The sequence below is a fragment of the Streptomyces luteolus genome (assembly GCF_029968015.1).
In the GTDB taxonomy this organism is placed as follows: Bacteria; Actinomycetota; Actinomycetes; order Streptomycetales; family Streptomycetaceae; genus Streptomyces; species Streptomyces luteolus.
Window position 1 is genome coordinate 57,198 of record NZ_JASCIS010000037.1, and the last position, 25,693, is coordinate 82,890.

A 25,693-nucleotide genomic window follows, 5' to 3' on the forward strand; every position below is an offset into this window, starting at 1 on the left:
GGGCAGGAAGAATCGTGGAGAACCTGATTGCGCTGCTCGTCGCGGCGCCACTGCTCGGAGCGGCCGTACTGCTGTGCGGCGGGCGGCGGTTGGACCGCAGCGGCCACTGGATCGGCACGCTGCTCGCGGTCGCCTCCTTCGCCGTCGGTGTGCTGCTCTTCGCCGACATGCTCGGCAAGGACGCGGAGCACCGCGCTCTGCACCAGTCGCTGTTCAGCTGGATCCCGGTCGAGGGGTTCCAGGCGGACGTCGCCTTCCAGCTGGACCAGCTGTCGATGACATTCGTGCTCCTGATCACCGGCGTGGGCTCCCTGATCCACGTCTACTCCATCGGGTACATGGAGCACGACGAGCGCAGGCGCCGCTTCTTCGGCTATCTGAACCTGTTCCTCGCGGCGATGCTGCTCCTCGTCATCGCCGACAACTACCTGCTGCTTTACGTGGGTTGGGAGGGCGTCGGTCTGGCGTCGTACCTGCTCATCGGCTTCTGGCAGCACAAGCCCAGCGCGGCCACGGCCGCCAAGAAGGCCTTCCTGGTCAACCGCGTCGGCGACATGGGCCTGTCCATCGCGATCATGCTGATGTTCACGACGTTCGGCACGTTCGCCTTCGGCCCGGTCCTGGAGTCGACCGGCGAGACGTCCGAGGGCATGCTCACCGCGATCGGCCTGCTGCTGCTGCTCGCCGCGTGCGGCAAGTCGGCCCAGGTCCCGCTGCAGTCCTGGCTGGGTGACGCGATGGAGGGCCCGACCCCGGTCTCGGCCCTGATCCACGCGGCCACGATGGTGACGGCGGGCGTGTACCTCATCACCCGGTCGGGGGCGATCTTCAACGCCGCCCCGGACGCGCAGTTGGCGGTCGTGATCGTCGGTGCGGTCACGCTTCTCTTCGGTGCGATCGTCGGTTGCGCGAAGGACGACATCAAGAAGGCCCTCGCCGGTTCGACGATGTCGCAGATCGGCTACATGATCCTGGCGGCGGGCCTCGGCCCCATCGGGTACGCCTTCGCGATCATGCACCTGGTGACGCACGGCTTCTTCAAGGCCGGGCTCTTCCTCGGCGCCGGCTCGGTCATGCACGGCATGAACGACGAGGTCGACATGCGCAAGTACGGCGGCCTCCGCAAGTACATGCCGGTCACGTTCGTGACGTTCGGGCTCGGCTACCTCGCGATCATCGGCTTCCCCGGCCTGTCCGGCTTCTGGTCCAAGGACAAGATCATCGAGGCGGCGTTCGCGTACGACGACGGGATCCGCGGCTGGATCTTCGGCGGCGTCGCCCTCCTGGGCGCGGGCATCACGGCCTTCTACATGACGCGCGTGATGATCATGACGTTCTTCGGCGAGAAGCGCTGGCAGCCCGACGAGAGCGGCAACGAGCCGCATCCGCACGAGTCGCCCAAGTCGATGACGATCCCGATGATCGTCCTCGCCTTCGGCTCGGTCTTCGCGGGCGGGCTCTTCTCGCTCAACGAGTCGTTCGTGAAGTGGCTCGAGCCGGTCACGCAGTTCGAGCACCCGCACCCGGTGATCAGCGTCCCGGCGATCACGGCCTCCACGGTCGTGGTGCTGCTGCTCGGCGCCGCCCTGGCGTACGTGATGTACGGCCGCAAGCCGGTCCCGGTCACCGCGCCGCGCGGCTCGCTGCTCACCCGGGCGGCCCGCCGCGACCTGCTGCAGGACGACCTCAACCATGTGGTCCTGGTCCGTGGCGGCGAGCACCTCACGCGCTCCCTGGTGTACGTCGACCACACGATGGTCGACGGCGTCGTCAACGGCACGGCGGCGGGCTTCGGCGGACTCTCCGGCCGGATGCGCAAGATGCAGAACGGCTTCGCCCGTTCCTACGCGGTCTCGATGTTCGGCGGTACGGCGATCCTCATCGCCGCGACCCTGCTGATGAGGGCGGTCTGATCACGATGTCCTTTCCTCTGCTGACAGCGACGGCCGCGGTGCCGGCGATCGGTGCGATCGTCACCGCCGCCGTGCCCGCCGCCCGGCGCACGGCCGCCAAGTGGCTGGCGCTGTTCTTCTCGCTCGCCACCCTCGTCCTCGCGATCGTGATCGGCGTGCGCTTCGCGCCCGGCGGCGAGCGCTACCAACTCACCGAGTCGCACGCGTGGATCGCGGACTTCGGCGTACGGTACGAACTCGGGGTCGACGGCATCGGCGTCGCCCTGATCGGCCTGACGGCCCTGCTGATCCCGTTCGTGATCCTCGCGGGCTGGCACGACGCCGACCCGGAGGAGACCGGGAGCAAGCGCTGGCGGCCCACGCAGGGCTTCTTCGCGCTGATCCTGATGGTCGAGGCGATGGTGATCCTCTCCTTCGAGGCCACCGACGTCTTCCTCTTCTACATCCTCTTCGAAGCCATGCTCATCCCGATGTACTTCCTCATCGGCGGCTTCGGGGACCGTGCGCACGCGGGCAGCGACGAGAAGGCCGCCACCCAACGCAGTTACGCGGCAGTGAAGTTCCTGCTCTACAACCTGGCCGGCGGCCTGATCATGCTGGCCGCGGTCATCGGCCTCTATGTGGTCGCGGGGAACTTCTCGCTCCAGGAGATCGCGGCCGCCCGCGCGAGCGGCGAGCTGGAGATGGCGACCAACACCGAGCGGCTGCTCTTCCTCGGCTTCTTCTTCGCGTTCGCGGTGAAGGCGCCGCTGTGGCCGTTGCACACCTGGCTGCCCAACGCCATGGGTGAGGCCACCGCCCCGGTCGCCGTTCTGATCACGGCCGTCGTCGACAAGGTCGGCACGTTCGCGATGCTCCGCTTCTGCCTCCAGCTGTTCCCGGAGGCCTCGAAGTGGGCGACGCCGGTGATCCTGGTGCTCGCGCTGATCTCGATCGTCTACGGCGCGCTGCTCGCCGTCGGCCAGCGCGACATCAAGCGCCTGGTGGCGTACGCGTCGATCTCGCACTTCGGCTTCATCATCATGGGCATCTTCGCGATGACCTCGCAGGGCCAGAGCGGCGCGACGCTCTACATGATCAACCACGGCATCTCCACCGCCGCCTTGATGCTGGTCGCCGGCTTCCTGATCTCCCGGCGCGGCTCGCGGCTCATCGCGGACTACGGCGGGGTGCAGAAGGTGGCGCCGGTGCTCGCCGGGACGTTCCTGGTGGGCTCCCTCGCCACGCTCTCGCTGCCCGGGCTCGCGCCCTTCGTGAGTGAATTCCTGGTCCTGGTCGGCACGTTCACGCGCTATCCCGTGGTCGGCATCATCGCCACCTTCGGCATCGTGCTCGCCGCGCTCTACACCCTCGTCCTCTACCAGCGGACGATGACGGGCCCGGTCAAGGTCGAAGTCGCCAGGATGCCGGACCTGCGGGTGCGTGAACTCGTCGTCGTCGCACCGCTGATCGCCCTGCTGATCTTCCTCGGTGTCTATCCGAAGCCGGTCACCGAGCTGGTGAACCCGGCGGTCGGCCACACCTTGTCCGACGTACAGAAGAAGGACCCCAAGCCCGAGGTGGAGGCGGCCAAGTGAGCGCATCAGCCGTCCACAGCCTGTGGACAACGGCGGCGCCGATCGAGAAGATCGACGCCCCGACCATCGAGTACGCCCAGCTTCTGCCCACGCTGATCGTGATCGGCGCGGCCGTGGTGGGCATCGGCGTCGAAGCCTTCGTCGGCCGGAAAGCCCGCTATTACGTGCAGATGTTCGTGACCGTGGTCGCCCTGGTGGCCGCGTTCGCCGCCGTGATCGGGCTCGCGGCGGGCGGACACGCCTCCACGGAGGCGCAGATCGTCGCCATGGGCGCGATCGCCGTCGACGGACCGGCCCTGTTCCTGCAGGGCACGATCCTGCTGACCGGGCTCGTCGCGGTCTTCACCTTCGCCGAGCGGCGGCTCGACCCTCAGGCGCACGGAAACCAGGTCGACTCCTTCACGGCTCAGGCCGCGTCGGTGCCGGGCAGCGACGGCGAGAAGGCAGCCATAAAGGCCGGGTTCACCACGACCGAGGTCTTCCCGCTCGCGCTGTTCGCGATCGGCGGCATGCTGGTCTTCCCCGCGGCGAACGACCTCCTGACGCTGTTCATCGCCCTCGAGGTCTTCTCCCTCCCGCTGTACCTGCTGTGCGCCCTGGCCCGCCGCAAGCGCCTCATGTCGCAGGAGTCGGCGGTCAAGTACTTCCTGCTCGGCGCCTTCTCGTCGGCGTTCCTGCTCTTCGGCATCGCCCTCGTCTACGGCTACGCGGGCACGGTCTCGTACGCAGGGATCGCCGACGTGGTCGACGGCACCGTGCAGAACATCGACCCGGCCCTCGCCGACACCATGGGGAACGACGCGCTGCTGCTCGTCGGCGGCGCCATGCTCCTCATGGGCCTGCTCTTCAAGGTCGGCGCCGTGCCGTTCCACATGTGGACGCCCGACGTCTACCAGGGCGCTCCGACCCCGGTCACCGGCTTCATGGCGGCGGCCACCAAGGTCGCGGCGTTCGGAGCGCTGCTCCGGCTGCTCTACGTGGTGCTGCCGGGCCTGCGCTGGGACTGGCGGCCGGTGATGTGGGGCGTCGCGATCGTCACGATGCTGCTCGGCGCGATCGTCGCGATCACGCAGACCGACATCAAGCGGCTCCTCGCGTACTCCTCGATCGCACACGCGGGCTTCATCCTCGCCGGTGTGATCGCGGCGACGCCGGACGGCATCTCGTCGGTGCTCTTCTACCTCGGTGCATACTCCTTCGTGACGGTCGGCGCCTTCGCCGTGGTCACGCTGGTGCGGGACGCCGGCGGCGAGGCCACGCACCTGTCCAAGTGGGCCGGTCTCGGGCGGCGTTCGCCGCTGGTCGCGGCGGTCTTCGCGGTGTTCCTCCTGGCCTTCGCGGGCATCCCGCTGACCTCCGGGTTCTCCGGCAAGTTCGCGGTGTTCAAGGCCGCGGCCGAGGGCGGGGCGGGCGCGCTCGTCGTGATCGGCGTGATCTCGTCGGCGATCGCGGCCTTCTTCTACATCCGCGTGATCGTGCTCATGTTCTTCAGCGAGCCGAAGCCCGAGGGGCCGACGGTCGCGGTGCCCTCGCCGCTGACGATGACGGCGATCGGGGTGGGTGTGGCGGTCACGCTGGTCCTCGGTGTGGCTCCGCAGTACTTCCTCGACCTGGCAGGCCAGGCGGGAGTCTTCGTCCGCTGAGCCGGCGTCCGCGCGGCGCGCGGTGGCTCTGTGGTCCGGTGCCCGGTCCCTCTTCGGGGAGACCGGGCACCGACTTTTCCTACCGGCACCCCCAGCCTGTGGATAACTTTTCGGGACTGTCGGCCGGGCGGCCTATCGTGGCTGCAGTGGTCGAAGGACGGCGTACGGGGGGACAGACGATGAACGGGACCGTGGTGATGGACGTGGCCGGGGAACAAGGCCAGGCCGGTGCGGAGCAGGACCGGACCGAGACCGATGTGACGCGGAGCGACGCCCTGGGCACGCTCCAGCGCGTCTTCGGGTACGACAGCTTCCGCGGGGAGCAGGGAGCGATCATCGAGCATGTCGTCGCCGGTGGGGACGCGGTCGTGCTCATGCCCACGGGCGGCGGAAAGTCGCTCTGCTACCAGATCCCGGCCCTGGTCAGGCCCGGCACGGGAGTCGTGGTCTCGCCGCTGATCGCCCTGATGCAGGACCAGGTGGACGCGCTGCGGGCCCTCGGTGTGCGGGCCGGTTTCATGAACTCCACACAGGACTTCGAGGAGCGCCGCCTGGTCGAGGCCGAGCTGCTCGCCGGTGAGCTGGACCTGCTGTATCTGGCGCCCGAGCGGCTCCGCCTGGAGTCCACGCTCGACCTGATCGAGCGCGCCAAGATCTCCGTCTTCGCCATCGACGAGGCGCACTGTGTGGCCCAGTGGGGCCACGACTTCCGGCCCGACTACCTCTCGCTCTCGCTGCTCGGACAGCGCTGGCCCGAGGTCCCCCGGATCGCGCTCACGGCCACGGCGACGCGGGCCACCCACCGAGAGATCACCGAGCGGCTCGCCATGCCGCAGGCCCGCCACTTCGAGGCCAGCTTCGACCGGCCCAACATCCAGTACCGCATCGTGTCCAAGGACGAGCCGAAGAAGCAGCTCCTGCGGTTCCTGCGCGAGGAGCACCCTTCGGACGCGGGCATCGTCTACTGCCTCTCGCGCAACTCCGTGGAGAAGACCGCCGAGTTCCTCTGCCGCAACGGCATCGAGGCGGTGCCGTACCACGCGGGGCTCGACGCGGGGACGCGCGCGACGCACCAGGCCCGCTTCCTGCGCGAGGAGGGCCTCGTGGTGGTGGCGACCATCGCGTTCGGCATGGGCATCGACAAGCCGGACGTACGCTTCGTCGCCCACCTCGACCTGCCCAAGTCGGTGGAGGGGTACTACCAGGAGACGGGCCGCGCGGGCCGTGACGGACTCCCGTCCACGGCCTGGATGGCGTACGGACTGAACGACGTCGTGCAGCAGCGCAAGCTCATCCAGTCCGGCGAGGGCGACGAGGCCTTCCGGCGCCGCGCCGCCGCCCACCTGGACTCGATGCTCGCCCTCTGCGAGACCGTGCAGTGCCGGCGGGCCCAACTCCTCGCGTACTTCGGCCAGGAGCCGGGCGGCGAGGGCTGCGGCAACTGCGATACGTGCCTGACGGCGCCCGAGACCTGGGACGGCACGATCGCGGCCCAGAAGGTGCTGTCGGCGGTGGTGCGCCTGGACCGGGAGCGCCGGCAGAAGTTCGGCGTGGGCCAGATCGTCGACATCCTGCTCGGCCGCAAGACCGCCAAGGTGATCCGCTTCGACCACGACCAGCTGTCGGTCTTCGGGATCGGCGAGGACCTGTCGGAGGCCGAATGGCGGGGCGTGGTGCGGCAGTTGCTGGCTCAGGGGCTGCTCGCGGTCGAGGGGGAGTACAGCACGCTGGTGCTGACCGAGGGGAGCGGGGCGGTCCTCGGCAGACAGCGGGAGGTGCTGCTGCGCAAGGAGCCGAAGAAGCCTGCTTCCCGTGGCTCGGCCGGTGGCGTCAAGGGGGAGCGGAAGAGCAAGGCTCCGGTCGACCTGCCGGAGGAGGCGCTGCCGGTCTTCGAGGCGCTGCGCGCGTGGCGGGCCGAGCAGGCCAAGGAGCAGGGCGTCCCGGCGTATGTGATCTTCCACGATGCGACGCTGCGCGAGATCGCCCTGGCCCGCCCGGCCTCGGTGGAGCAGTTGGGCGGCATCGGCGGAGTGGGCGAGAAGAAGCTGGCGACGTGGGGCGAGGGCGTCCTTGGAGTCCTGGAGGGCTTCGAGGGGTGACGTCCTTGAGCCATGGCAGCTTCGAGGGGTGACGGGTCCTTGAGCCCTGGCGGCTTCGAGGAGTGAGGGCGGTGGTGGGCCGGTTCGCCTTGCGGCGGTCCCGGCCCACCCGGAGTCGAGGCGGTCGGTCCGTGCGGTCGGTCCGTGCGGTCAGTCCGTGCCCTCGGTCCGTGCGGTCAGTCCGTGGTGCGGGCGGACGCGATCCGGCCGCTCACCTCGCCGAGTCCCACGCGGACGCCGTCCGGGCCGGGGGCCCAGGCGGTCAGGGTGATCTCGTCGCCATCCTCAAGGAACGTCCGCTTGCCGGTGGGAAGTTCGAGCGGTTCGGTGCCGTTCCAAGTGAGCTCGATCAGGGAGCCGCGCTGGTGGGTCTCGGTGCCGCTGACCGTCCCTGAGCCGTAGAGATCGCCGGTGCGCAGGGAGGCGCCGCCGACGGTCATATGGGTCAGCATCTGGGCGCCCGTCCAGTACATGGAGCCGAACGGGGGCTCGGAGATGACCTCGCCGTTGAGGGAGACGCTGATCCGCAGGTCGTAGCCACCGGGCTCGTCCTCCGCGGAGTCGTCCAGGTAGGGCAGTACGGCGACGTCGCGGGCCGGCGGGGTGACGCGGGCGTGGTCCAGGGCTTCGAGGGGGGTGACCCAGGCGGAGACGGACGTGGCGAAGGACTTCGCGACGAACGGGCCGAGCGGGACGTACTCCCAGGGCTGGATGTCCCGGGCGGACCAGTCGTTGAGCAGGCACAGGCCGAAGACGTGGTCACGGAAGGAGGAGAGCGGCACGGCGCTGCCGAGCTCGGAGGGGGCGCCGACGACGAAGCCGACCTCGGCCTCGATGTCGAGCTTGACGGACGGGCCGAAGGTGGGCTCGGTGGCCGAGGGGGCCTTGCGCTGGCCGCAGGGGCGCACCACGTCGGTACCGGAGACGACGACGGTGCCGGCTCGGCCGTGGTAACCGACCGGCAGGTGCTTCCAGTTGGGGAGCAGCGGCTCGGAGTCGGGGCGGAAGAGGCGGCCGAGGTTCGTGGCGTGGTGCTCGCTGGCGTAGAAGTCGACGTAGTCGGCGACGTCGAACGGCAGGTGCAGGGTGACGTCCGCGAGGGCGTGGAAGAAGGGCCGCAAAGCCTCCTGGTGGGAGGGCACCGTCACCCAGGCCGTGAGCGCGCGGCGCACATCGCTCCAGGTCTGCGGGCCGGAGGCGAGGAGCGGGTTGAGCGTCGGCTGGGCCAGCAGCGAGGCGTAGGGAGAGCCCAGGGCGTGCGCGGCGGCACCGGCGTCGAGCACATGGGAGCCGAGGCGGACCCCGACCCTGCGGTGGTCGTCGCCGCTCGGGGAGCCGGGGAGGGAGAAGACGCCGTACGGAAGGTTGTGCGGGCCGAAGGGGTCGCCCTCGGGGAGGTCGAGCGGGCTCTGCTCGGGCATGGGTCGCGTGCCTCACTTTCCTGCGTCGGGTTGATCACACGTTACGTCGGAGGATGCCCATGGCGGCAGTGCCTGAAGAGTTCGTAATGCCCGGAAAGGGGTTGCTGGGGTGGTGTGTTCCGGACCCGACGTCACGGGCCTCGCGCAGGTCAGGGAGGAGGTTGCGGAGATTCGCGAGGCGGTGTGACGGAGGTGATGTGAGGGGCGGGGAAGCGTCAACGTCCTCTTTTGTGGGCTTTGTTGAGGTCTCCGTATTCTGTGGCCATGGTCTCCGCACCCCCCTTCGCCCTCGTCGCCACCGACCTCGACGGCACCCTGTTGAGCCCTGGCGACACGGTCTCCGCTCGCTCGCGGGCCGCGCTCGCGCGGGTCTCCGCGGCCGGGGCGCAGCACATCGTGGTCACCGGCCGCCCGGCGCCCCAGGTCCGGCACCTGCTGATGGAGATCGACTACCGCGGGCTCGCCGTCTGCGGGCAGGGGGCGCAGGTCTTCGACGCGGGTGCGGGCCGGCTGGTGAGCGCGCTGACGCTGGACCGGGAGATCGCGGAGACCGCCCTCGGCAAGATCGAGGCGGAGGTCGGGGAGGTCTTCGCGGCGGTCAACCAGGACGGTATGGACGGCCTGATGCTGATGGAGCCGGGGTACGAGCCGTCGCATCCGACGCTGCCCGCGGTCCGGGTGGGCCTGCGGGCGGCGCTGTGGGACCGGCCGATCAACAAGGTCCTGGTGCGCCACCCCTCCCTGGGGGACGACGAGTTGGTGGCGGTGGCGCGGACGGTCACGGACGGCCTGGTCACCATGACGATGGCGGGGCCGGGGACGGTGGAACTGCAGCCCCTCGGCGTGACCAAGGCGACGGGCCTGGCCCTGGCCGCCGAGATGTCGGGCATCGCGGCGGCGGCCACGGTCACGTTCGGGGACATGCCCAACGACGTGCCGATGTTCCGCTGGTCCGGGTACGGAGTGGCGATGGCCAACGCCCACGAGGAGCTGAAGGCGGTGGCGGACGAGATCACGTCATCGAACGAGGAGGACGGCGTGGCGGTCGCCCTGGAGCGGCTCTTCGGGTTCGGTTAGGGCGAGTTGGGGGAGGGCTCGGGCGGTCCGGAAGCGGAGCCCCGTCCCCCGGGGACCGCCCCGTACCGGCCGGCGGCCTGACCGCGGACAGACCCGTGCCGGTTTCGCCTGGGTCCGACCTGCACCGGTCGGCGGCCCGCCCGGGAAGCCCAAGCCAGGCCTGCCAGGGGGCCGACCCGCGCCAGGCCCTCCGCCCGGGAAGCCCAAGCCAGGCCTGCCTGGGGGCCGACCCGCGCCAGGCCCTCCGCCCGGGAACGCCCCCGAGCCAGGCCCGCCCGAGCCCCACCCCCCAGACCGCGCCCGCACCCCAGACCGTGCCACCGTCACCGGCCGCGCCCGCACCCCAGACCGTGCCACCGTCACCGGCCGCGCCCGCACCCCAGACCGTGCCACCGTCACCGGCCGCGCCCGCACCCCAGACCGTGCCACCGTCACCGGCCGCGCCCGCACCCCAGGCCGAGCCACCGTCACCGGCCCACCCCCTGGCCTCACCCGGCCGTGCGTGGGATTCGTTTTTCCCAGGTGCGGTGGAAGACGACCTCGTTGCCCTCGCGGCAGATCACCTCGTTGGAGGTGAGGAAGTCGTCCGCGTCGCAGGTGATCGTGGAGTGGGTCTCGACCCTGGCGTCCCAGCCGAGTTCGGGCCGGTGCAGGCGGATCGACCAGTCGGAGTGGGTGCGGGCGCTCAGCGGGTCGCGCTCGTCGATCTCGTATGTCTCCAGGGCGTCCTCGCTGAACTCGAGGCCGTCCGGGTAGACGCGGGTGCCGCCGTAGCGCGGGTCGACCTCAAGGCGCCAGGTGCCGCGCGCGACATCGCGTACGACGAGACGTTCCGGACGTGGCTCCTCCAGGGTCTCCGGCTGGATCACGCCGAGGGGCTCGGACTGCTCGGGCTCGTCGCAGACGTACGGCGGTTCGCCTGCGTCGCCCGTCCAGACCGGGAGTTCGAGGGAGCTGCCCGTCGGGTCGAGGGTGAATCCCTCCTCGGAGCCTGGCTGCGGCCAGATCCACGGCCAGTACGCGGAGGAGACGGCGAGGCGGATGCGGTGGCCCGCGGGGAAGGCGTGCCCGATGCCGTTCAGCTCGAACGTCACGTCCTGGGTGGTGCCGGGCTGCCAGGGCTCGATCCGGTCCCGCCCGTGCCGTGCCGAGAGGTTGAGCACTCCGCGGGTGACCAGGGTGGACGAGCCGTCCGGTGCCACGTCGCAGAGCCGTGCGATGGCCTGGCCGCGCGGGGTGTCGAGGGCGAGCCGGAGGGTGACCCGGGCCCGGCCGAGGATCTCCAGCCGCTCGGGCACCTCGAACTCGAAGCACACCGACTTCGCGTCCTCGTCCCGCTGGTCGGGCGGCAGGTCGGCGTCGTTGCCGAAGGGGAAGAAGCGGCCCGCGTCCAGGCCGGTCTGCTGCGGCGAGCGAACGGGCCGCGGATCGCCACCGAAGTGGTACGTCACGGGCGTGACCTGCGGGGACGGCCACTCCCTTGCGCCCACCCAACGGCCGGGCAGCTCCTCGTAGACCGTGGCCGGCGGATGGGACTCGCTGATCCAGGCCCGCAGGGCGGGCTCGTCCATGACGCCACCGCCACGCGCCCCACCCGCACCCGCATCGGCACCCGCACCCGCACCCACACCGGCACCGGCACCGGCACGCGCATCCGTACTCCCATCCGAAGGAGCCCCATCCGAAGGAGCCCCATCCGAAGGAGCCCCATCCGAAGGAGCCCCAGCCGCAGGCGCCTCCGCCCCCTTCAACCAGTGGTCCCACCACCGCAGCGTCTCCTGCAGGAAGCCGATCGCGGGCCCCGGCGGCAGGCCGCGGTCCGGGTACTGGTGGGACCAGGGCCCGATCAACCCCTTGGCGGGCCCCGGCAGATGCTCGACGAGGCGCAGGACCGTGTCCCGGTACGGGTCGTGCCAGCCGCCGACGGCCAGGACGGCGGCCTTGACCGCGGAGTAGTCCTCGCAGACGCTGCCGTGCTGCCAGTAAGCGTCGCGGGTCTGGTGGTGCAGCCAGGTGTGGATGAACGGGTCGACGGACTCCAGTCGGCGCAGCCACATGTCGCGCCAGGAGTCGCCGACGAACTGCGGGTCCGGCGGGCGCGAGACGAAGGCGAGCATGGTCGAGGCCCAGGCGTGCATGTCGACGGCGAGGAGGGAACCGCCCATGTAGTGCACGTCGTTGTCGTAGCGGTCGTCCGCCGAGCAGACCGTGACGATCGCCTTCAGGGGCTCGGGCGCGAGGGCCGCGATCTGCAGGGAGTTGAAGCCGCCCCAGGAGATGCCGAACATGCCGACCTTGCCCGTGGACCAGGGCTGCGCGGCGAGCCACTCGACCACGGCGACGCCGTCGGCGAGCTCGGTCGCCGAGTACTCGTCGCCGGGCAGCCCCTCGGAGTTGCCGTGCCCGCGCACGTCGACGCGTACGGAGGCGTAGCCGTGCCCCGCGTACCAGGGATGGCGCTGCCAGTCGCGCGGCGCGGTCCAGTCACTGAGGCGGTACGGCAGGTACTCGAGCAGCACCGGCACGGGCTCGTCGGTGACCGGCCGCCACACGCGCGCGTACAGCCGAGTGCCGTCGGGCAACGGAACGCGGATGTCCTCGCGGGTGGTCTCGTACGGGAACTCGGTGCGGATCTGCATGGCGGATCAACCTCGGGGGTGAGCCCTTCACCGGGCTCTGGACGGGGCTCGAAGCAGGGCTCAGTGGACGGGGTGCATGGTGCGCCGCAGCCACGGCGCGGCGGCGATGACGGCGAGGCCTACGACGACCGCGACGGCGCCGTTGAGACCGAAGTAGGCGGGGTTCGAGACCTCTCCGTAGAGCTTCACGACCTGTGCCTGGATGCCGTTGGCGAGGGCGAGGGAGAGGAACCAGAGGGCCATGGTCTGGCTGGCGAAGGCCTTGGGGGCGAGCTTGGTGGTGGCCGACATCCCGGAGGTCTCCAGGAGGATGTCGCCGAGGCCGAGCAGCAGATAGGAGCCGACGATCCACCAGGCCGCCATCTTGTACGTGTCGTTCTCGTGGCCGGAGGTGGGCAGCACCATCAGCAGGAACGAGAGGCCGCCGAGGATCACGCCGAAGGCGATCTTGTTGGAGGCGTGCGGCTGCTTGTGGCCCATCCGCGCCCAGACCGCGGCGACGACGGGTGCGAGGGCCACCTCGAAGGCGCCGAGCGCGGAGGCGTACCAGCTGGCGGGGAAGTCGAAGCCGAGGATGTCGGTGCGGGCGTTGGTCGACGCGAGCAGCATCATCGTCGAGTACGCCTGGAAAAGGATGAAGTTGAACGCGACCGAGGCCAGGAACAGCACGATGTACGGGCGCAGTCGGCCCCGTTCCTCGGCGGTGACCCGGGGGCTGCGGAACATCCATACGAAGTAGGCGACCGGCGCGATCACCGAGACCAGGGTGAGCAGGTCGACGAAGCGGTCCATGGTGAGCCAGCCGACGGCCGCGAGCACGCCCGCGAGCAGGGCGAAGCCGACGAGCCCCGACAGGATGAGGAGCACCGCCCGCCGCATGGCCTGCCGCGGCAGGGCGTATTCCGCGGCTGCCTTGCGCCCGGCCAGGTGACGGCGGCCGAGCACGTACTGGATCAGGCCGAACGTCATGCCGATCGCGGCGGCGGAGAAGCCCCAGTGCCAGCCCCGGTTCTCGCCGAGCCAGCCGGTGATCAGCGGGCCGAGGAAGGCGCCGATGTTGATGCCCATGTAGTAGAGGGCGAAGCCGGCGTCGCGGCGGTCGTCCTCGGTGCCGTAGAGCTTGCCGACCATGCTGGCGACGTTGGGCTTGAGCAGTCCGGTGCCGGCGCTGATCAGGCCGAGCCCGACCCAGGTCATCGTGGCGGTGGGCACGGCCATGGAGTAGTGGCCGCAGGCGATGAGGATGCCGCCCCACAGGACCGCGCGGTACGAGCCGAGGATCCGGTCGGCGAGCCAGCCGCCGGCGACGGAGACGAGATAGACGAGCGTCCCGTACGCGGCGGAGACGGAGGCGGCCGTTCCGGCGTCCATGCCGAGGCCTTCGTCGGCCACGGAGTCCGCGAAGTAGAGGACGAGGATCGCCTGCATGCCGAGGAACGAGAAGCGCTCCCAGACCTCGAGGCCCGAGAGCGTGAGCAGCCCGCGCGGCTGCCCGAAGAAGGCCCGGTCGTCGCCGGGCTGCGGTTCGGTGTCCGCGGTCCTGGACGGGGTGTTTCGGGGCAAGGCGCGAACTCCGTGGTGAGTCGGTGGACGATGGGCTGTGGGCTGTGGGCTATGGGCTATGGGCGAGAAGTAGACAGGTGGCCGAAAATGCCTGACTGCCTTGATCACGAACATACCTTCGGCCGGTCGTCGTCGCGCGGCCTGCGCCCGAGGTCTCACGTGATGGACGAGGCCCCGGTGACGCAAGGGAGAACTGCGGGGATCCCGTGCTGGTCGGGCGGGGGCCCGCAGTGATCGAAACGCGACCGGATACGCTGACTTGAGTGATGGCAGCGACACATCGACAAACCGTGTCATCGGGCATGTGATCGACCGTGGATCGACTTGTGATCGTCAGCAGACAGGAGACCCCCTCGTGACCGTCGTCGGGCCGTTCGGGCTGAGCGTGCGGGACCAGGCTCTGGAAGCCGATGTCCAGGCCGGATTGGCTGCTGTCGAAGAGGGTCTCATCGAGGCCACCAAGAGCGAGGTCCCGTTCATCACGGAGGCCGCGCAGCACCTGGTGCGGGCGGGCGGCAAGCGGTTCCGGCCGCTGCTCGGCATGCTCGCCGCCCAGTTCGGCGACCCCTACGCACCCGGAGTGGTGCCGTCCGCGGTGGTCGTGGAGCTGACGCACCTGGCGACGCTCTACCACGACGACGTGATGGACGAGGCGGACGTGCGCCGCGGCGTGGCCAGTGCCAACGCCCGCTGGGGCAACTCGGTGGCCGTCCTCACCGGGGACTTCCTCTTCGCCCGCGCCTCGCACATCCTCGCCGACCTCGGCCCCGAGGCCGTCCGGATCCAGGCCGAGGCCTTCGAACGCCTGGTCACCGGCCAGATCCTGGAGACCGCGGGCCCGCGCGACGGCCGCGACCCGGTCGAGCACTACCTGGACGTGATCAGCGGCAAGACCGGCTCCCTGATCGCGGTCGCGGGCCGCTTCGGCGCGATGATGTCCGGCGCCGACGAGACGGTCGTGGACGTCCTGACGCAGTACGGCGAACGCCTCGGCACCGCCTTCCAGCTGGCGGACGACGTCCTCGACATCGCCTCCGACTCGCACGAGTCCGGCAAGACCCCCGGCACCGACCTGCGCGAGGGCATCCCCACGCTGCCGGTGCTGCACCTGCGCGCCCAGGCCGCCAAGGACGCCGGGCCCGAGGACGTCGCACTGTGCGCACTGCTCGACGGCGACCTCACGGACGACGCCCGGCATGCCGAGGCGCTCGCCGGACTGCGCGCCCACCCGGCCCTGGAGCAGGCCCGCCGGGACACGATCCGGTACGCGGAGGACGCCCGCGCGACGCTCGCCCCGCTCCCGGAGTGCGGCGCGAAGGCGGCCCTCGTGGAGCTGTGCGACGCGGTGGTGCACCGCGCGGGCTGAGGCCGAGGACGCGGTGGTGCACCGCGCGGGCCGAGCCCGATGGACGTCCGACGGCGGCGCTTCCCCTACGGGTCGGGGGAGGCGCCGCCGTCGTATGTCATCCCGTGGGCGTACGTGAGGTTGCGCCCCGGGGTGGACGCTTCCGTACGGCCGATTTGGTCGTATAGAGGTGCACCACTCGACGAACCAACTTGAGGACACAGCACCACTCCTGACCAATTCGGGTGAGAATGGCGGCGCGGGGTGGACGAGTGCAGAGGGAAGACCGCCGCCGAACACGGAGGTAGGGCACACATGGCACCGTACGAATCGGCACAGCGCACCGCGGGGGACGAGGACCGGCCCACGGGCCGTCGCAGAGTGGCGCGTTACGCGGTCCCGGCCGCGGTGGCCGGCGTCGCCGCGGCGACCATCGGGCTCGTCCCGGCGCTCGCGGACTCCGGCGATCCGGACCTGCCGAAGATCACCGCTCAGCAACTCATCGAGAAGGTCGCGGCGTCGGACCAGCAGCAGATCTCCGGCAACGTGAAGATCAGCACGGACCTGGGCCTGCCGTCGCTCGCCGACGCGGCCGCCTCGTTCGCGCCCAAGGGCGGTGACGGGGACGGCGGTTCGGCCGCGGCGCCGGACCAGAAGCTGATGGAGCTGGTGACCGGGACGCACACGCTGCGCGTGGCCGCCGACGGTCCGCAGAAGCAGAAGCTGTCGATCCTGGACGACGCGGCGGAGTACAGCATCATCCGCAACGGCTCCGACGTGTGGGCGTACGACAGCAAGTCGGACGAGGCGTTCCACGCCGAGGACGGGCACGCGGGCAAGGCCCCCGAGCAGGACCGGGGCATGCACGAGGGTGTTCCGGCCACCCCCAAGGAGCTCGCCGACGAAATCCTGAAGGCGGCCGACGAGACGACGTCCGTGACCGTCGACGGCACGGCGAGCGTCGCCGGGCGGGACGCGTACCAGCTGCTCGTCGAGCCCAAGGGCACCGGTTCCACGGTCGGTTCGATCCGGATCGCGGTGGACGCGGAGAACGGCGTGCCGCTGAAGTTCACGCTCAGCCCGAGCAGCGGCGGCAAGCCGGTGGTCGACGCCGGGTTCACCAAGGTCGACTTCGCGAAGCCGGCCGCGTCCACCTTCGAGTTCAAGCCCGGCAAGGGCACGAAGGTCACGGAGGCGGACGAGCTGGAGCGCAAGGCACCGAAGGAGCTGAAGGAGCCGAAGGGCCCGCTGGGAGAACTCCCCTTCGGCCAGCCCGGCGGGGACAAGAACGGCAAGAACGGCAAGAACGGCAAGGGCGGTGCGAAGGTGATCGGCAAGGGCTGGAGCTCCGTCGCGGTCATCGACAGCGGCGCGAAGGGCGGCGTACCGTCCTCGGGATCCGGCTCCGGCTCCGGCTCCGGATCCGGTGAACTCCCGCCCGAGGCAGGGAAGTTGCTCGACTCCTTCGGCGACAAGGTGACGGGCAAGTTCGGCTCCGGCACGGTCTTCTCCACCCGCCTGGTGAACGCGCTGATGACGGACGACGGCAAGGTCTACATCGGCGCGGTGGACAAGGCCACGCTGGTGAAGGCGGCCAACTCACAGAAGTAGAGCCCGCGCGGGTAGAACCCGCAGAAGTAGAGCCCGCGCGGGTAGAACCCGCAGAAGTAGGACAGCAGCAGGGTGGTTCCGCCCCGTGGGCCTCGAGCCCGCGGGGCGGAACGCGCTGCGAGCGGGGGCGACCACCCCCGCCGAGAACGCGAAGGGGGGCGGGCCATGGCAGACGCGTTCGCGGCCGTGGAGACCCGAGGGCTGACCAAGCGCTTCCGCGGCGGCCAGCTCGCCGTGGACCACCTGGACCTCACCGTTCCGGCCGGTACGGTCTTCGGATTCCTCGGGCCCAACGGCTCCGGCAAGACCACCACCATCCGCATGCTGATGGGCCTGATCGAGCCGACCTCCGGTACGGCGCAGGTGCTCGGCCGCCGTATGCCGGACGCGGCACGGACCGTACTGCCGCAGGTCGGCGCGCTGATCGAGGGCCCCGCCCCGTACGCCTTCCGCTCCGGCAGGGACAACCTGCTGCGGTACGACGCGGCCGACCCGACCGCAGACCCGCGCACCCGTGCCGCCCGCGTCGACGCCGCCCTGGAGCGGGTCGGCCTGGGCGCGGCGGCGGGGAAGAAGGCCAAGGCGTACTCGCTCGGTATGAAGCAGCGGCTCGGTCTGGCGGCGGCGCTGCTCAGACCGCGCCGACTGCTCGTACTCGATGAGCCGACCAATGGCCTCGACCCGCAGGGCATGCGCGAAATCAGGGCGCTGATCAGGGAGTTGGCCCAGGACGGCCGTACCGTCTTCCTCTCCTCGCATCTGCTGGACGAGATCGAGCAGGTCTGCACGCACGCCGCCGTGATGGCCCGCGGCCGGCTCGTCGTCCAGGGTCCGGTCGCGGAGCTCGCGGCCCGCGCGCAGGACCGGATCGCGGTCACCACACCGGACGCGGGCGACGCGGCGCGGATCCTCAAGGAGCACGGGGTCACGGGGCTGACGGTCACCGAGGACCGGGTCACGGGCGAGCCGCCGCCCGGCGACCGGGACCCGGCGGAGCTGAACGCGGCCCTCGTCCACGCGGGCGTCCGGGTCCGGGCGTTCGGCCTCGAACGGGGCACTCTGGAAGACGCGTTCGTGGCGCTGACGGGGGAGGGATTCGATGTCGCCGGGTGACATCACAACGGAACGGCCGCCCCCGCGCGTCGCGGCGACGCTCGGCCTCCTCCGCTCCGAACTGGGCCTCACTTTCCGCCGCCTGCGCACCTTCGCGCTCCTCGGCGTGCTCGCGGCGATCCCCGTACTGATCGGCGGCGTCGTGCGGATCGAGACGGGAGGCGACCCGTCGGCCGGGAGCGGGAGCGGGGGCGGGGCGGACGGCGGCGGTCCGGCGTTCATGGCGCAGATCAGCAACAACGGTCTGTTCCTGGTGTTCACCGCGCTCGCCGCGACCCTGCCGTTCTTCCTGCCACTGACCGTCGGCGTCGTCGCGGGCGACGCGATCGCGGGCGAGGCGAGCGCCGGCACGCTGCGCTATCTGCTCGTCGCGCCGGCGGGCCGTACGCGACTGCTGCTCGTCAAGTACGCGTCGACGCTGGCGTTCTGCCTCGCCGCGACGCTTACGGTGGCGGTGTCGGGCCTGGTCACCGGCGCCCTGCTGTTCCCGGTGGGGGACCTCACCACGATCTCCGGCACCCGGATCGACTACTCCGAGGGGCTGTGGCGGGCGCTCCTGATCGCCCTCGCCGTCGCGCTGTCACTGGTCGGTTTCGCGGCGCTCGGACTGTTCGTGTCCACGCTGACCAGCAGCGGGATCGCGGCCATGGCCGGCACCGTGGGACTGCTCGTCACGGTGCAGATCCTGACCACGATCCCGCAGCTGGACGCGGTGCATCCGTACCTCTTCTCGCACCACTGGCTGTCCTTCGCCGACCTGATGCGCGAACCGGTCCTCTGGGAGAACCTGTACGCCAACCTCCGACTGCAGGGTTTCTACGCCCTGTTGTTCGGCTCGGCGGCCTGGGCCCGGTTCGCGGGCAAGGACATCAGCGCCTGAGGGAGAGCGGAGTGTGGGCGGCGGGGGACCTCGCCGAGTCGAGTTACGACGACAGCTGCCAGATCGCGTGCGCGATGGCGTCGCTGTTGCGGTCGAGTGCCGTGTCGTTGATGTTGTCGGTCGTGTCGCAGGCCGAGTGGTAGCAGCGGTCGAAGGACTCGCCCGCCGTGCCGCCCCACTTCTGCGCCTGCTCGCTGGACATGCGGTTCCCGGCCCCGGTGAACAGGCCGCCCACCGGTATCCCGGCGTCCAGGAACGAGGCGTGGTCGGAGCGGCCGTCGCCCTCGGTCTCGATCTCCGTGGGTACGTCGAGACCGGCGAAGTAGTCCTTGAAGACCTTCTCGATGGCCGGGTCGTCGTCGTACACGAAGTAGCCCGGGTTCGGCGAGCCGATCATGTCGAAGTTGAGGTAGCCGCTGATCTTGGAACGGTCCGCGTCCGGCAGGGAGTTGACGTAGTTCCGGGAGCCGACCAGGCCCTGCTCCTCGGCGCCCCACCAGGCGAAGCGCAGATGCTTCGCGGGCTTGAGTTGCTCACGGGAGACGGCGAGCGCGGTCTCCAGTACGGCCGCGGAACCCGAGCCGTTGTCGTTGATGCCGGGCCCGGAGCTGACGCTGTCGAGGTGGGCGCCGGCCATCAGGACCTGGCCCTCGTCGCCGCCGGGCCAGTCGGCGATCAGGTTGTACCCGGTGGCGCCGCCGGAGTTGAACTCCTTGACGGAGGTGGTGAATCCGGCGGCGTCCAGCTTGCCCTTGAGGTAGTCGATGGACGCCTTGTAACCGGGCCGGCCGTGGGCGCGGTTGCCGCCGTTGGCCTCGGCTATGGACTGCAGTTCGCCGAGGTGCGCCTTGACGTCGGCGACGGGTATGTCGGGTGCCGCGGCGGCCGGTTCGGCCGTGGGTGCCGCGGTCGCCGCGGTCGCCGCGGGCATCGCGAGCAGCCCGGAGGTGACGAGGGCGGCGGCGGTGAGGGTGCGTATCGGGGCGGAGAGTTTCATGTGGGGGCTCCGAAGTCCGTACGGGAACAGGGTGGGGGCGTACGAGACATGCGGTTGCGCGCGGGCGCATGGTGCTGGTGGCGCACGCGCGCAGCGCGTGATGCGTGCGCCCCGATGGTGGTTGCACGTTGACGTCACGTCAAGAGCGAATTCCGGTCCGCCTGTTCCGTATTCCGGGCGCCGTCGATCCCGACTGCCCGAACCCCGGCCCTTCCCCAATCCCCTCAACTCACCTCAAGCCACGCAGAATTCATTCCCCTCGGGATCCTGCATGGTCACCCAGCTGCCGCCCGGCTCGTCCACCGCACGCACCACGCGCGCGCCGAGCCCTTCGAGCCGCGCCACCTCGTCCGCGCGCTGCTCGGCGCCGACATGCAGGTCGAGGTGGACCCGGTTCTTGCCGGTCTTCGGCTCCGGGACCTGGTTGAAGAGCAGTCGCCGCCCGAGCCCGGCCCCGCTGAGCTCGTCGTAGGGGTCGTCCGGGTGCCGCGCCGCCGCGGCCCCGCGCCAGGAGTGCCGGCCGTGGTGCTCGGTGACGAGCGCGGGCGGTACGGCGCCGGCGCCGAGGAGTTGCTCGATCAGGGCGCTGTTGTCCTCGACCGCGTAGTCGAGCGCGGCGGCCCAGAAGTCGGCCTGCGCGTGCGGGTCGGTGGAGTCGACGACGATTTTCCACTGGAGAGGCATGTAACTGGTTATAGCGGTTACGAATGTGGAGCGGCAAGGGCGACGCCCCGCCCGCAAGTCCCGCCTGCAAGTCCCGCCTGCAAGTCCCGCCCGTAAGCCCGTCCGTCCGCCCCGCTCGCAATGGCCGCCCGCGAAGCCCGTCCGTACGCAACCCCGCCTCACCGCTGCTGCGGCACCGCGATCCGCCACCCCGCGTTGTACGTTCCGGGAACCGGGATCACCCGCAACTCGCCCGGTGTGCGCGGCGGTTCGGCGTTGCGCAGGACCCAGGCGTCCGGCGGGGAGTCGGGGTGCTGTATCGCGGGGGCGCAGCCCGCGGTGTACGCCACGGGGATCACCATGCTGTTGCCGTCCAGGACGCAGCCCCGGTCGACGCCCGCCGCACGCAGCGCGGCCGTGATCCGGTGCCAGTCGCCGCGGGCCTCGGCCTGGATCCCGGCATGCGCGCGGGCCACGGCGAGTTGGACGCCGAGATGTCCGACGACGGCGAGGGCCAGTGCGCCGACGGCGACCCGCCCGCGCCCGCGCGCCGCACCCCACAGCGCCCGCGCGGCGACGGCGGCGGGCAGCGCGAGCAGCGCGTACGCGGGGAGCAGGAAGCGGGCGGCGGAGTAGTCGAGGAGGAAGAGATACGTGACGGAGGCGGATCCGGCGACGATGACCGGCAGCACGACGGCCGCGACGGGCACGTCGTCCGGCCCCCCGTCCACCGCCGTACGCCCCCGTCCCCGCCGCACGAGCCACACCCCGGCGACCACCAGGACCGGCAGCACGTACCACCACAGGGCCGTCGGCAGGCTCGGCCCCGCCGCTGCGCAGGGGCGGCAGAGCAGTGGGCCGTCGAGGGCGTTGATCACGGCGGGCAGGTTGAACCGGGGCCGCAGACCGCCCTGTTGCTCCGAAGCGAGGGCGAGCCGCTCGCGCACACCGCCGAACCGCAGCTCGGACTCGACGACCCACGGCACAAGCCCGGCCAGGACGCCCACCGCCATCGCGGCGAGGGCCCGTCTTCCCGATTGTCGCGGCCGGTGCACGACCACGGCCAGGAGCAGCGGCGCCACGATCCACGCCGCGTCGTTGGGCCGGGTCAGGGTGGCGAGCGCGAGGCCGACGGCGAGCCCGGCCGACCCTCGCAGGAAGGTCCCGTGGCCCGCGCGCAGGCACAGGAACCAGCCGACCGCCGCCGTCGCGCCCATCGCCGTGTAGTGGTTGGGCATCGCGGAGCCGACGTAAAACAGCGTGAACCAGAGGCTCCCGTAGCCCGCCGCGGCCAGCGGCACGACGTACGGCCGCGCGCGCAGCACCCGCAGCCAGGGCACGTACCCGACGTACAGCGCGACCCCCGCGAGCAGGCTCAGCCACACCCGCAGCAGCACCACGTGGTCCGACCAGCCGGCGACCGGCGCCATCAGCGCGGGCACACCCCGGGTGCGCGGCGCCTCGAAGGGGACGTCGAGGCCCTGGGCGTACGAGGCGAAGCGGCCGGCGTAGACGATCTCGTCCCAGCCGAGCGGCAGGCTCAGCGGCACGAGCAGCGCGGGCAGCACCGCGAATCCGACGCAGACGAGGAGCAGCGCGCGGTGGTCCCGTCGCGGAGGCGTGAGGTGCGGCGGCGGCATGGCCACACGGTACTGAGGTTTCGCCCCGTTATGCGGTGACTTGTCCGTTCCTGAGAGGTGCGCCGTCGTCCCCACCGTCGTAACCGCATACGCTGGTTACGTGACGTACGGCCGTTCCTTCCTCTTCGACCCCGGCGCCCTCTGCCTGGAGCTGCTGCCGACCGGCGGGGCCGAGCGCTACCCGCGGTTCGAGTCGCTGCGTGAGCCCACCGATCTGCGTGCCTGGGCGGCGGAGAGCAGGCTCGGCGCGGGACTTGAAGTGACGGTCGACGAGCGGGAGTTGGCGGCCGCGCACGCGCTGCGGGCCGCGCTGTGGTCGCTGGCCGAGGCCCGTGCGCGGGGCGCCGCCCTCGCCCCGGAGCCGCTGGCCGTGGTCAACGCCGCCGCTGCCGCGCCGCCGCTGGCCGCCCGCCTGCTGCCGGACGGCACGCGCGCGTGGAGCGGAGGGGCCACGGCGAGCGGGCTGCTCTCGACGGTCGCGCGCGACGCGATCGACCTGTTCACCGGCCCGTACGCACACCGCATCCGGGCCTGCGGGGCCGACAACTGCTTCCTGGTCTTCGTCGACACGTCACGGGCGGGCCGCCGCCGCTGGTGCTCGATGGAGCGCTGCGGCAACCGCCACAAGGTCAGAACCCACCGGGCCAGGAATTAGCCCCGCCGACGATCGAGGAACAGGGGTCCTGGGGGGGGAGGGGCCGAGGAGGCGCCCCGAGACAGCAGGCGTCAGAGCGTCGCCTTGGGGGACGAGGGCGAGGACGACACCTCGGTCCCCTTGGTTCCCTCGGTCCCCTTCGTCGCGTCCGGCGCCACCGCCCGCGCGGCCGCCAGCCGGATCGCCTCGGCCCGCGTCCGGCGAGCGTTCCGCAGCGCGTCCCACGTGAGCAGCGACAGAGCCAGCCACACCAGCGCGAAGCCCGCCCACCGCTCGGGCGGCATGGCCTCGTGGAAGTACGTGATGCCGAGCACGAACTGGAACACCGGCGCCAGGTACTGCAGCAGCCCGAGCGTCGACAGCGGTACGCGGATCGCGGCGGCCCCGAACAGGACCAGGGGGATCGCCGTCACCAGGCCGGTCGCGGCGAGCAGCGCGGCGTGGCCGGCGCCGTGCGGCCCGAAGTGGGACTCGCCCTGCGTGCCGAGCCAGATCAGATAGCCGAGCGCGGGCAGGAACTGGATGGCGGTCTCCGCGGCGAGCGACTCCAGACCGCCGAGGTTGACCTTCTTCTTGACCAGGCCGTACGTCGCGAACGAGAAGGCGAGCGTCAGCGAGATCCAGGGCGGCTGACCGTACCCGACGGCCAGGACGAGCACCGCGGCGGCGCCCACGCCCACGGCCGTCCACTGCAGCGGACGCAGCCGTTCCTTCAGGAGCAGCACGCCCATCGCGATGGTGACGAGGGGGTTGATGAAGTAGCCGAGGGAGGCCTCGACGACATGACCGCTGTTCACGGACCAGATGTAGAGGCCCCAGTTGACCGTGATCACGGTCGCGGCGATCGTCACCAGGCCCAGCTTGCGGGGCTCCCGCAGCAGCTCGCCCGCCCACGCCCAGCGCCGCATCACCAGCAGCACGAGCGCGACGAGCACCAGGGACCACACCATCCGGTGGGCCAGGATCTCTCCGGCGCCGGCCGGTTTGAGGAGCGGCCAGAAGAGGGGGACGAGGCCCCACAACCCGTAGGCGGCAAAGCCGCATATCAGTCCCGCGCGACCCTCACCCGACGGCTTCAAGGCCCCTCCACTCTGCTTCGTGACAACTCCACGAAGGTAGCTCCGAGAGGGCCCGCCTGTCATGTCCGTATCTCTATACGGTCATGACAGGCGCCCCACGCCCGCAGAGGTCCGCTACGGGGCCCGCCACGGAGTCCGGCGCGAGGCCCGGATGATCACCCGGTCCTGAGCGCCGCCGCGATCGCCTCGGCCACCGGCGTCGTCGGCCGGCCGATCAGCCGGGCCAGGTCGCCGCTGCGCCCGGCGAGCCGCCCGCGCTCCACCGCGGCGTCCACGTCGACCAGGATCTCGGCCATCGGCCCGGGCACCCCGGCGCCGGTGAGGACGGCGAGGTGCTGCTCGGCGGGCACGTTCCGGTACGCGATCTCCCTGCCGGTCTGCCGCCCCACCTCGGCCGCGTACTCCGCGAAGCTCCACGCCTCGTCGCCGCTCAGCTCGTACGTCCGGTTCTCGTGGCCCTCGCCGGTCAGTACGGCGACGGCCGCCGCGGCGTAGTCGGCGCGCGCGGCCGAGGCGATCTGGCCCTCGCCCGCGCTGGCCAGGACCGCGCCGTGCTCGATGACCGGGGCCAGGTTCGCGGTGTGGTTCTCGTGGTACCAGCCGTTGCGCAGGAACGCGTACGGCAGGCCGGAGTCGAGGATCGCCCGCTCGGTAGCCTTGTGCTCGTCGGCGAGCCGGAAGTCGGCCTCGGGACCGCCGAGGATCCCCGTGTACGCGAGCAGCGCGACGCCCGCCGCCTTCGCCGCGTCGATCACCGCCCGGTGCTGCGCCACCCGCCGGCCGACCTCGCTGCCGGAGATCAGCAGCACCCGGTCACCGGCGCCGAACGCCCCGGCGAGGGTCTCGGGCGCCGAGTAGTCCGCGATCCGCAGTTCGATCCCGCGCTCCGCGAGGTCGGCTGCCTTGTCCTTGTCGCGGACGATGGCGGCGATCCGGCCGGCCGGGACCCGGGCGTCGAGCAGCTGCTCCACGACGAGGCGGCCGAGCTGTCCGGTGGCTCCGGTGACGACGATCATGACGGGCTCCCTGGGTGGGTTCGAGGTCTGTTCTTGGTCTGTTCTCGGGGACGCCACCAACGTAAGCTGGGTACTAACCAATCGGAAGTACCCACTTTGAAGTAAGGTACTGGTATGGAAGTTAGCTGGCAGCCGGGCATGAAGATGGACGTCAACGCCCCGATGTGCCCCTCGCGCGGGGTGCTCGAACACGTCACGAGCCGCTGGGGCGTGCTGATCCTGATCGCCCTGCGGGAGCGCTCGTACCGCTTCAGCGAGCTGCGCCGGCACGTCGGCGGGGTGAGCGAGAAGATGCTGGCCCAGACACTGCAGACGCTGGAGCGCGACGGCTTCGTGCTGCGCGACGCCCAGCCGGTGATCCCGCCGCGCGTCGACTACTCCCTGACGGAGCTCGGCGAGGAGGCGGCCGCCCAGGTCGAGGCGCTCGGCCGGTGGACGGAGCGGCGCACGGAGCAGGTGCTCAAGAACCGGGAGAGGTACGACGAGGCCCGGCCCTGAGTCACTGCTCAGGGCCGGGCCTCGTGCGGGTACTCCAGGGGCGGGCCGTCAGCCGACGACGGTCCAGGTGTCGTTGCCGGTGAGGAGGGCAGCGAGGTCGCCCTTGCCGTCTCTCTCGATGGCGGTGTCGAGCTGCTCGGACATCTGGGTGTCGTAGACGGGCCGCTCGGCGGAGCGGAACACGCCGATCGGGGTGTGGTGCAGGGTGTCGGGGTCGGCGAGGCGGGACAGGGCGAACGCGGTGGTGGGGGACGCGGCGTGGGT

19 protein-coding genes and 1 pseudogene are annotated in these 25,693 nt (G+C 71.0%); 11 read left to right on the top strand and 9 right to left on the bottom strand.

The features are described from left to right. Window positions 1-14: 14 nt before the first annotated feature. The 4 genes from nuoL to recQ all read left to right on the top strand — a co-directional run bounded on the left by nuoL (window position 15) and on the right by recQ (window position 7,232). Window positions 15-1,913 carry an NADH-quinone oxidoreductase subunit L gene (gene nuoL, locus QIT00_RS28765; RefSeq protein WP_282538338.1) on the top strand — a complete coding sequence of 633 codons (1,899 nt, stop codon included), beginning with the start codon at window positions 15-17 and terminating at the stop codon, window positions 1,911-1,913. Between the two features lie 5 nt (window positions 1,914-1,918). Next, window positions 1,919-3,490: an NADH-quinone oxidoreductase subunit M gene (locus QIT00_RS28770; RefSeq protein WP_282538339.1), complete on the top strand. Its 1,572-nt coding sequence runs from the start codon at window positions 1,919-1,921 to the stop codon at window positions 3,488-3,490. Next, window positions 3,487-5,133, top strand: a complete 1,647-nt coding sequence (gene nuoN / locus QIT00_RS28775) for an NADH-quinone oxidoreductase subunit NuoN (RefSeq protein WP_282538340.1) — start codon at window positions 3,487-3,489, stop codon at window positions 5,131-5,133. Before QIT00_RS28770 ends, nuoN begins: the two co-directional genes overlap by 4 nt. A gap of 197 nt (window positions 5,134-5,330) precedes the next feature. After that, a complete protein-coding gene (recQ, locus tag QIT00_RS28780) occupies window positions 5,331-7,232 on the top strand; it encodes a DNA helicase RecQ (protein WP_282538365.1) in 1,902 nt (633 codons plus the stop codon). 176 nt (window positions 7,233-7,408) lie between these two features. Here recQ and fahA read toward each other — a convergent pair whose 3' ends face one another. After that, a complete protein-coding gene (gene fahA / locus QIT00_RS28785) occupies window positions 7,409-8,653 on the bottom strand; it encodes a fumarylacetoacetase (protein WP_282538341.1) in 1,245 nt (414 codons plus the stop codon). A gap of 264 nt (window positions 8,654-8,917) precedes the next feature. On the opposite strand from fahA, the gene QIT00_RS28790 reads away from it, so the two are divergent. Next, complete coding sequence (locus tag QIT00_RS28790; protein WP_282538342.1) at window positions 8,918-9,730, top strand: HAD family hydrolase; 813 nt, start codon at window positions 8,918-8,920, stop codon at window positions 9,728-9,730. 488 nt (window positions 9,731-10,218) lie between these two features. Here the strand turns inward: QIT00_RS28790 and QIT00_RS28795 are convergent, their stop codons facing one another. Continuing rightward, entirely contained in the window at window positions 10,219-12,369 is a 2,151-nt protein-coding gene (locus QIT00_RS28795; RefSeq protein ID WP_282538343.1) for a CocE/NonD family hydrolase, read from the bottom strand. Window positions 12,370-12,429: 60 nt separating this feature from the next. Continuing rightward, window positions 12,430-13,932: a peptide MFS transporter gene (locus QIT00_RS28800; RefSeq protein WP_282538344.1), complete on the bottom strand. Its 1,503-nt coding sequence runs from the start codon at window positions 13,930-13,932 to the stop codon at window positions 12,430-12,432. A gap of 355 nt (window positions 13,933-14,287) precedes the next feature. Here QIT00_RS28800 and QIT00_RS28805 point away from each other — a divergent pair, with 355 nt between their 5' ends. The 4 genes from QIT00_RS28805 (at window position 14,288) to QIT00_RS28820 (ending at window position 18,881) form a co-directional block, all read left to right on the top strand. After that, on the top strand, window positions 14,288-15,298 hold the full coding sequence (locus QIT00_RS28805) for a polyprenyl synthetase family protein (RefSeq protein WP_282538345.1): 1,011 nt from the start codon (window positions 14,288-14,290) through the stop codon (window positions 15,296-15,298). Between the two features lie 294 nt (window positions 15,299-15,592). Then, complete coding sequence (locus QIT00_RS28810) at window positions 15,593-16,888, top strand: LolA family protein (protein WP_282538346.1); 1,296 nt, start codon at window positions 15,593-15,595, stop codon at window positions 16,886-16,888. 165 nt (window positions 16,889-17,053) lie between these two features. Next, entirely contained in the window at window positions 17,054-18,001 is a 948-nt protein-coding gene (locus QIT00_RS28815; RefSeq protein ID WP_282538347.1) for an ABC transporter ATP-binding protein, read from the top strand. After that, entirely contained in the window at window positions 17,988-18,881 is an 894-nt protein-coding gene (locus QIT00_RS28820; protein ID WP_282538348.1) for an ABC transporter permease, read from the top strand. The genes QIT00_RS28815 and QIT00_RS28820 overlap by 14 nt, the downstream gene beginning before the upstream one ends. Window positions 18,882-18,924: 43 nt before the next feature. Here the strand turns inward: QIT00_RS28820 and QIT00_RS28825 are convergent, their stop codons facing one another. The 3 genes from QIT00_RS28825 to QIT00_RS28835 all read right to left on the bottom strand — a co-directional run bounded on the left by QIT00_RS28825 (window position 18,925) and on the right by QIT00_RS28835 (window position 22,181). Continuing rightward, window positions 18,925-19,878 carry a M28 family metallopeptidase gene (locus QIT00_RS28825; RefSeq protein ID WP_282538349.1) on the bottom strand — a complete coding sequence of 318 codons (954 nt, stop codon included), beginning with the start codon at window positions 19,876-19,878 and terminating at the stop codon, window positions 18,925-18,927. A gap of 234 nt (window positions 19,879-20,112) precedes the next feature. Beyond that, entirely contained in the window at window positions 20,113-20,562 is a 450-nt protein-coding gene (locus QIT00_RS28830; protein ID WP_282538350.1) for a VOC family protein, read from the bottom strand. Window positions 20,563-20,720: 158 nt separating this feature from the next. Further along, complete coding sequence (locus QIT00_RS28835; protein WP_282538351.1) at window positions 20,721-22,181, bottom strand: hypothetical protein; 1,461 nt, start codon at window positions 22,179-22,181, stop codon at window positions 20,721-20,723. Window positions 22,182-22,281: 100 nt separating this feature from the next. Between QIT00_RS28835 and QIT00_RS28840 the strand changes: the two genes are divergently transcribed. Further along, window positions 22,282-22,836 carry a CGNR zinc finger domain-containing protein gene (locus tag QIT00_RS28840; protein WP_282538352.1) on the top strand — a complete coding sequence of 185 codons (555 nt, stop codon included), beginning with the start codon at window positions 22,282-22,284 and terminating at the stop codon, window positions 22,834-22,836. Between the two features lie 71 nt (window positions 22,837-22,907). Here the strand turns inward: QIT00_RS28840 and rarD are convergent, their stop codons facing one another. Both rarD and QIT00_RS28850 read right to left on the bottom strand, forming a co-directional pair. After that, a complete protein-coding gene (gene rarD, locus QIT00_RS28845) occupies window positions 22,908-23,915 on the bottom strand; it encodes an EamA family transporter RarD (RefSeq protein ID WP_282538353.1) in 1,008 nt (335 codons plus the stop codon). 155 nt (window positions 23,916-24,070) lie between these two features. Continuing rightward, on the bottom strand, window positions 24,071-24,931 hold the full coding sequence (locus QIT00_RS28850; RefSeq protein ID WP_282538354.1) for an SDR family oxidoreductase: 861 nt from the start codon (window positions 24,929-24,931) through the stop codon (window positions 24,071-24,073). Window positions 24,932-25,045: 114 nt separating this feature from the next. On the opposite strand from QIT00_RS28850, the gene QIT00_RS28855 reads away from it, so the two are divergent. After that, window positions 25,046-25,429 carry a winged helix-turn-helix transcriptional regulator gene (locus QIT00_RS28855; RefSeq protein ID WP_282538355.1) on the top strand — a complete coding sequence of 128 codons (384 nt, stop codon included), beginning with the start codon at window positions 25,046-25,048 and terminating at the stop codon, window positions 25,427-25,429. A gap of 48 nt (window positions 25,430-25,477) precedes the next feature. Here the strand turns inward: QIT00_RS28855 and QIT00_RS28860 are convergent. After that, window positions 25,478-25,693 (bottom strand): annotated as a pseudogene (locus QIT00_RS28860) (2-oxoacid:ferredoxin oxidoreductase subunit beta); the annotation flags it as partial.

Bases quoted from the DNA above. Each gene is read 5' to 3' on its own strand.
- QIT00_RS28850 (WP_282538354.1), bottom strand. From the start codon at position 24,931: ATGATCGTCGTCACCGGAGCCACCGGACAGCTCGGCCGCCTCGTCGTG.
- QIT00_RS28830 (WP_282538350.1), bottom strand. From the start codon at position 20,562: ATGCCTCTCCAGTGGAAAATCGTCGTCGACTCCACCGACCCGCACGCG.
- QIT00_RS28815 (WP_282538347.1), top strand. From the start codon at position 17,054: ATGGCAGACGCGTTCGCGGCCGTGGAGACCCGAGGGCTGACCAAGCGC.
- QIT00_RS28820 (WP_282538348.1), top strand. From the start codon at position 17,988: ATGTCGCCGGGTGACATCACAACGGAACGGCCGCCCCCGCGCGTCGCG.
- QIT00_RS28810 (WP_282538346.1), top strand. From the start codon at position 15,593: ATGGCACCGTACGAATCGGCACAGCGCACCGCGGGGGACGAGGACCGG.
- QIT00_RS28770 (WP_282538339.1), top strand. From the start codon at position 1,919: ATGTCCTTTCCTCTGCTGACAGCGACGGCCGCGGTGCCGGCGATCGGT.
- QIT00_RS28855 (WP_282538355.1), top strand. From the start codon at position 25,046: ATGGAAGTTAGCTGGCAGCCGGGCATGAAGATGGACGTCAACGCCCCG.
- fahA (WP_282538341.1), bottom strand. From the start codon at position 8,653: ATGCCCGAGCAGAGCCCGCTCGACCTCCCCGAGGGCGACCCCTTCGGC.
- QIT00_RS28790 (WP_282538342.1), top strand. From the start codon at position 8,918: ATGGTCTCCGCACCCCCCTTCGCCCTCGTCGCCACCGACCTCGACGGC.
- QIT00_RS28835 (WP_282538351.1), bottom strand. From the start codon at position 22,181: ATGCCGCCGCCGCACCTCACGCCTCCGCGACGGGACCACCGCGCGCTG.
- recQ (WP_282538365.1), top strand. From the start codon at position 5,331: ATGGACGTGGCCGGGGAACAAGGCCAGGCCGGTGCGGAGCAGGACCGG.
- QIT00_RS28825 (WP_282538349.1), bottom strand. From the start codon at position 19,878: ATGAAACTCTCCGCCCCGATACGCACCCTCACCGCCGCCGCCCTCGTC.
- QIT00_RS28795 (WP_282538343.1), bottom strand. From the start codon at position 12,369: ATGCAGATCCGCACCGAGTTCCCGTACGAGACCACCCGCGAGGACATC.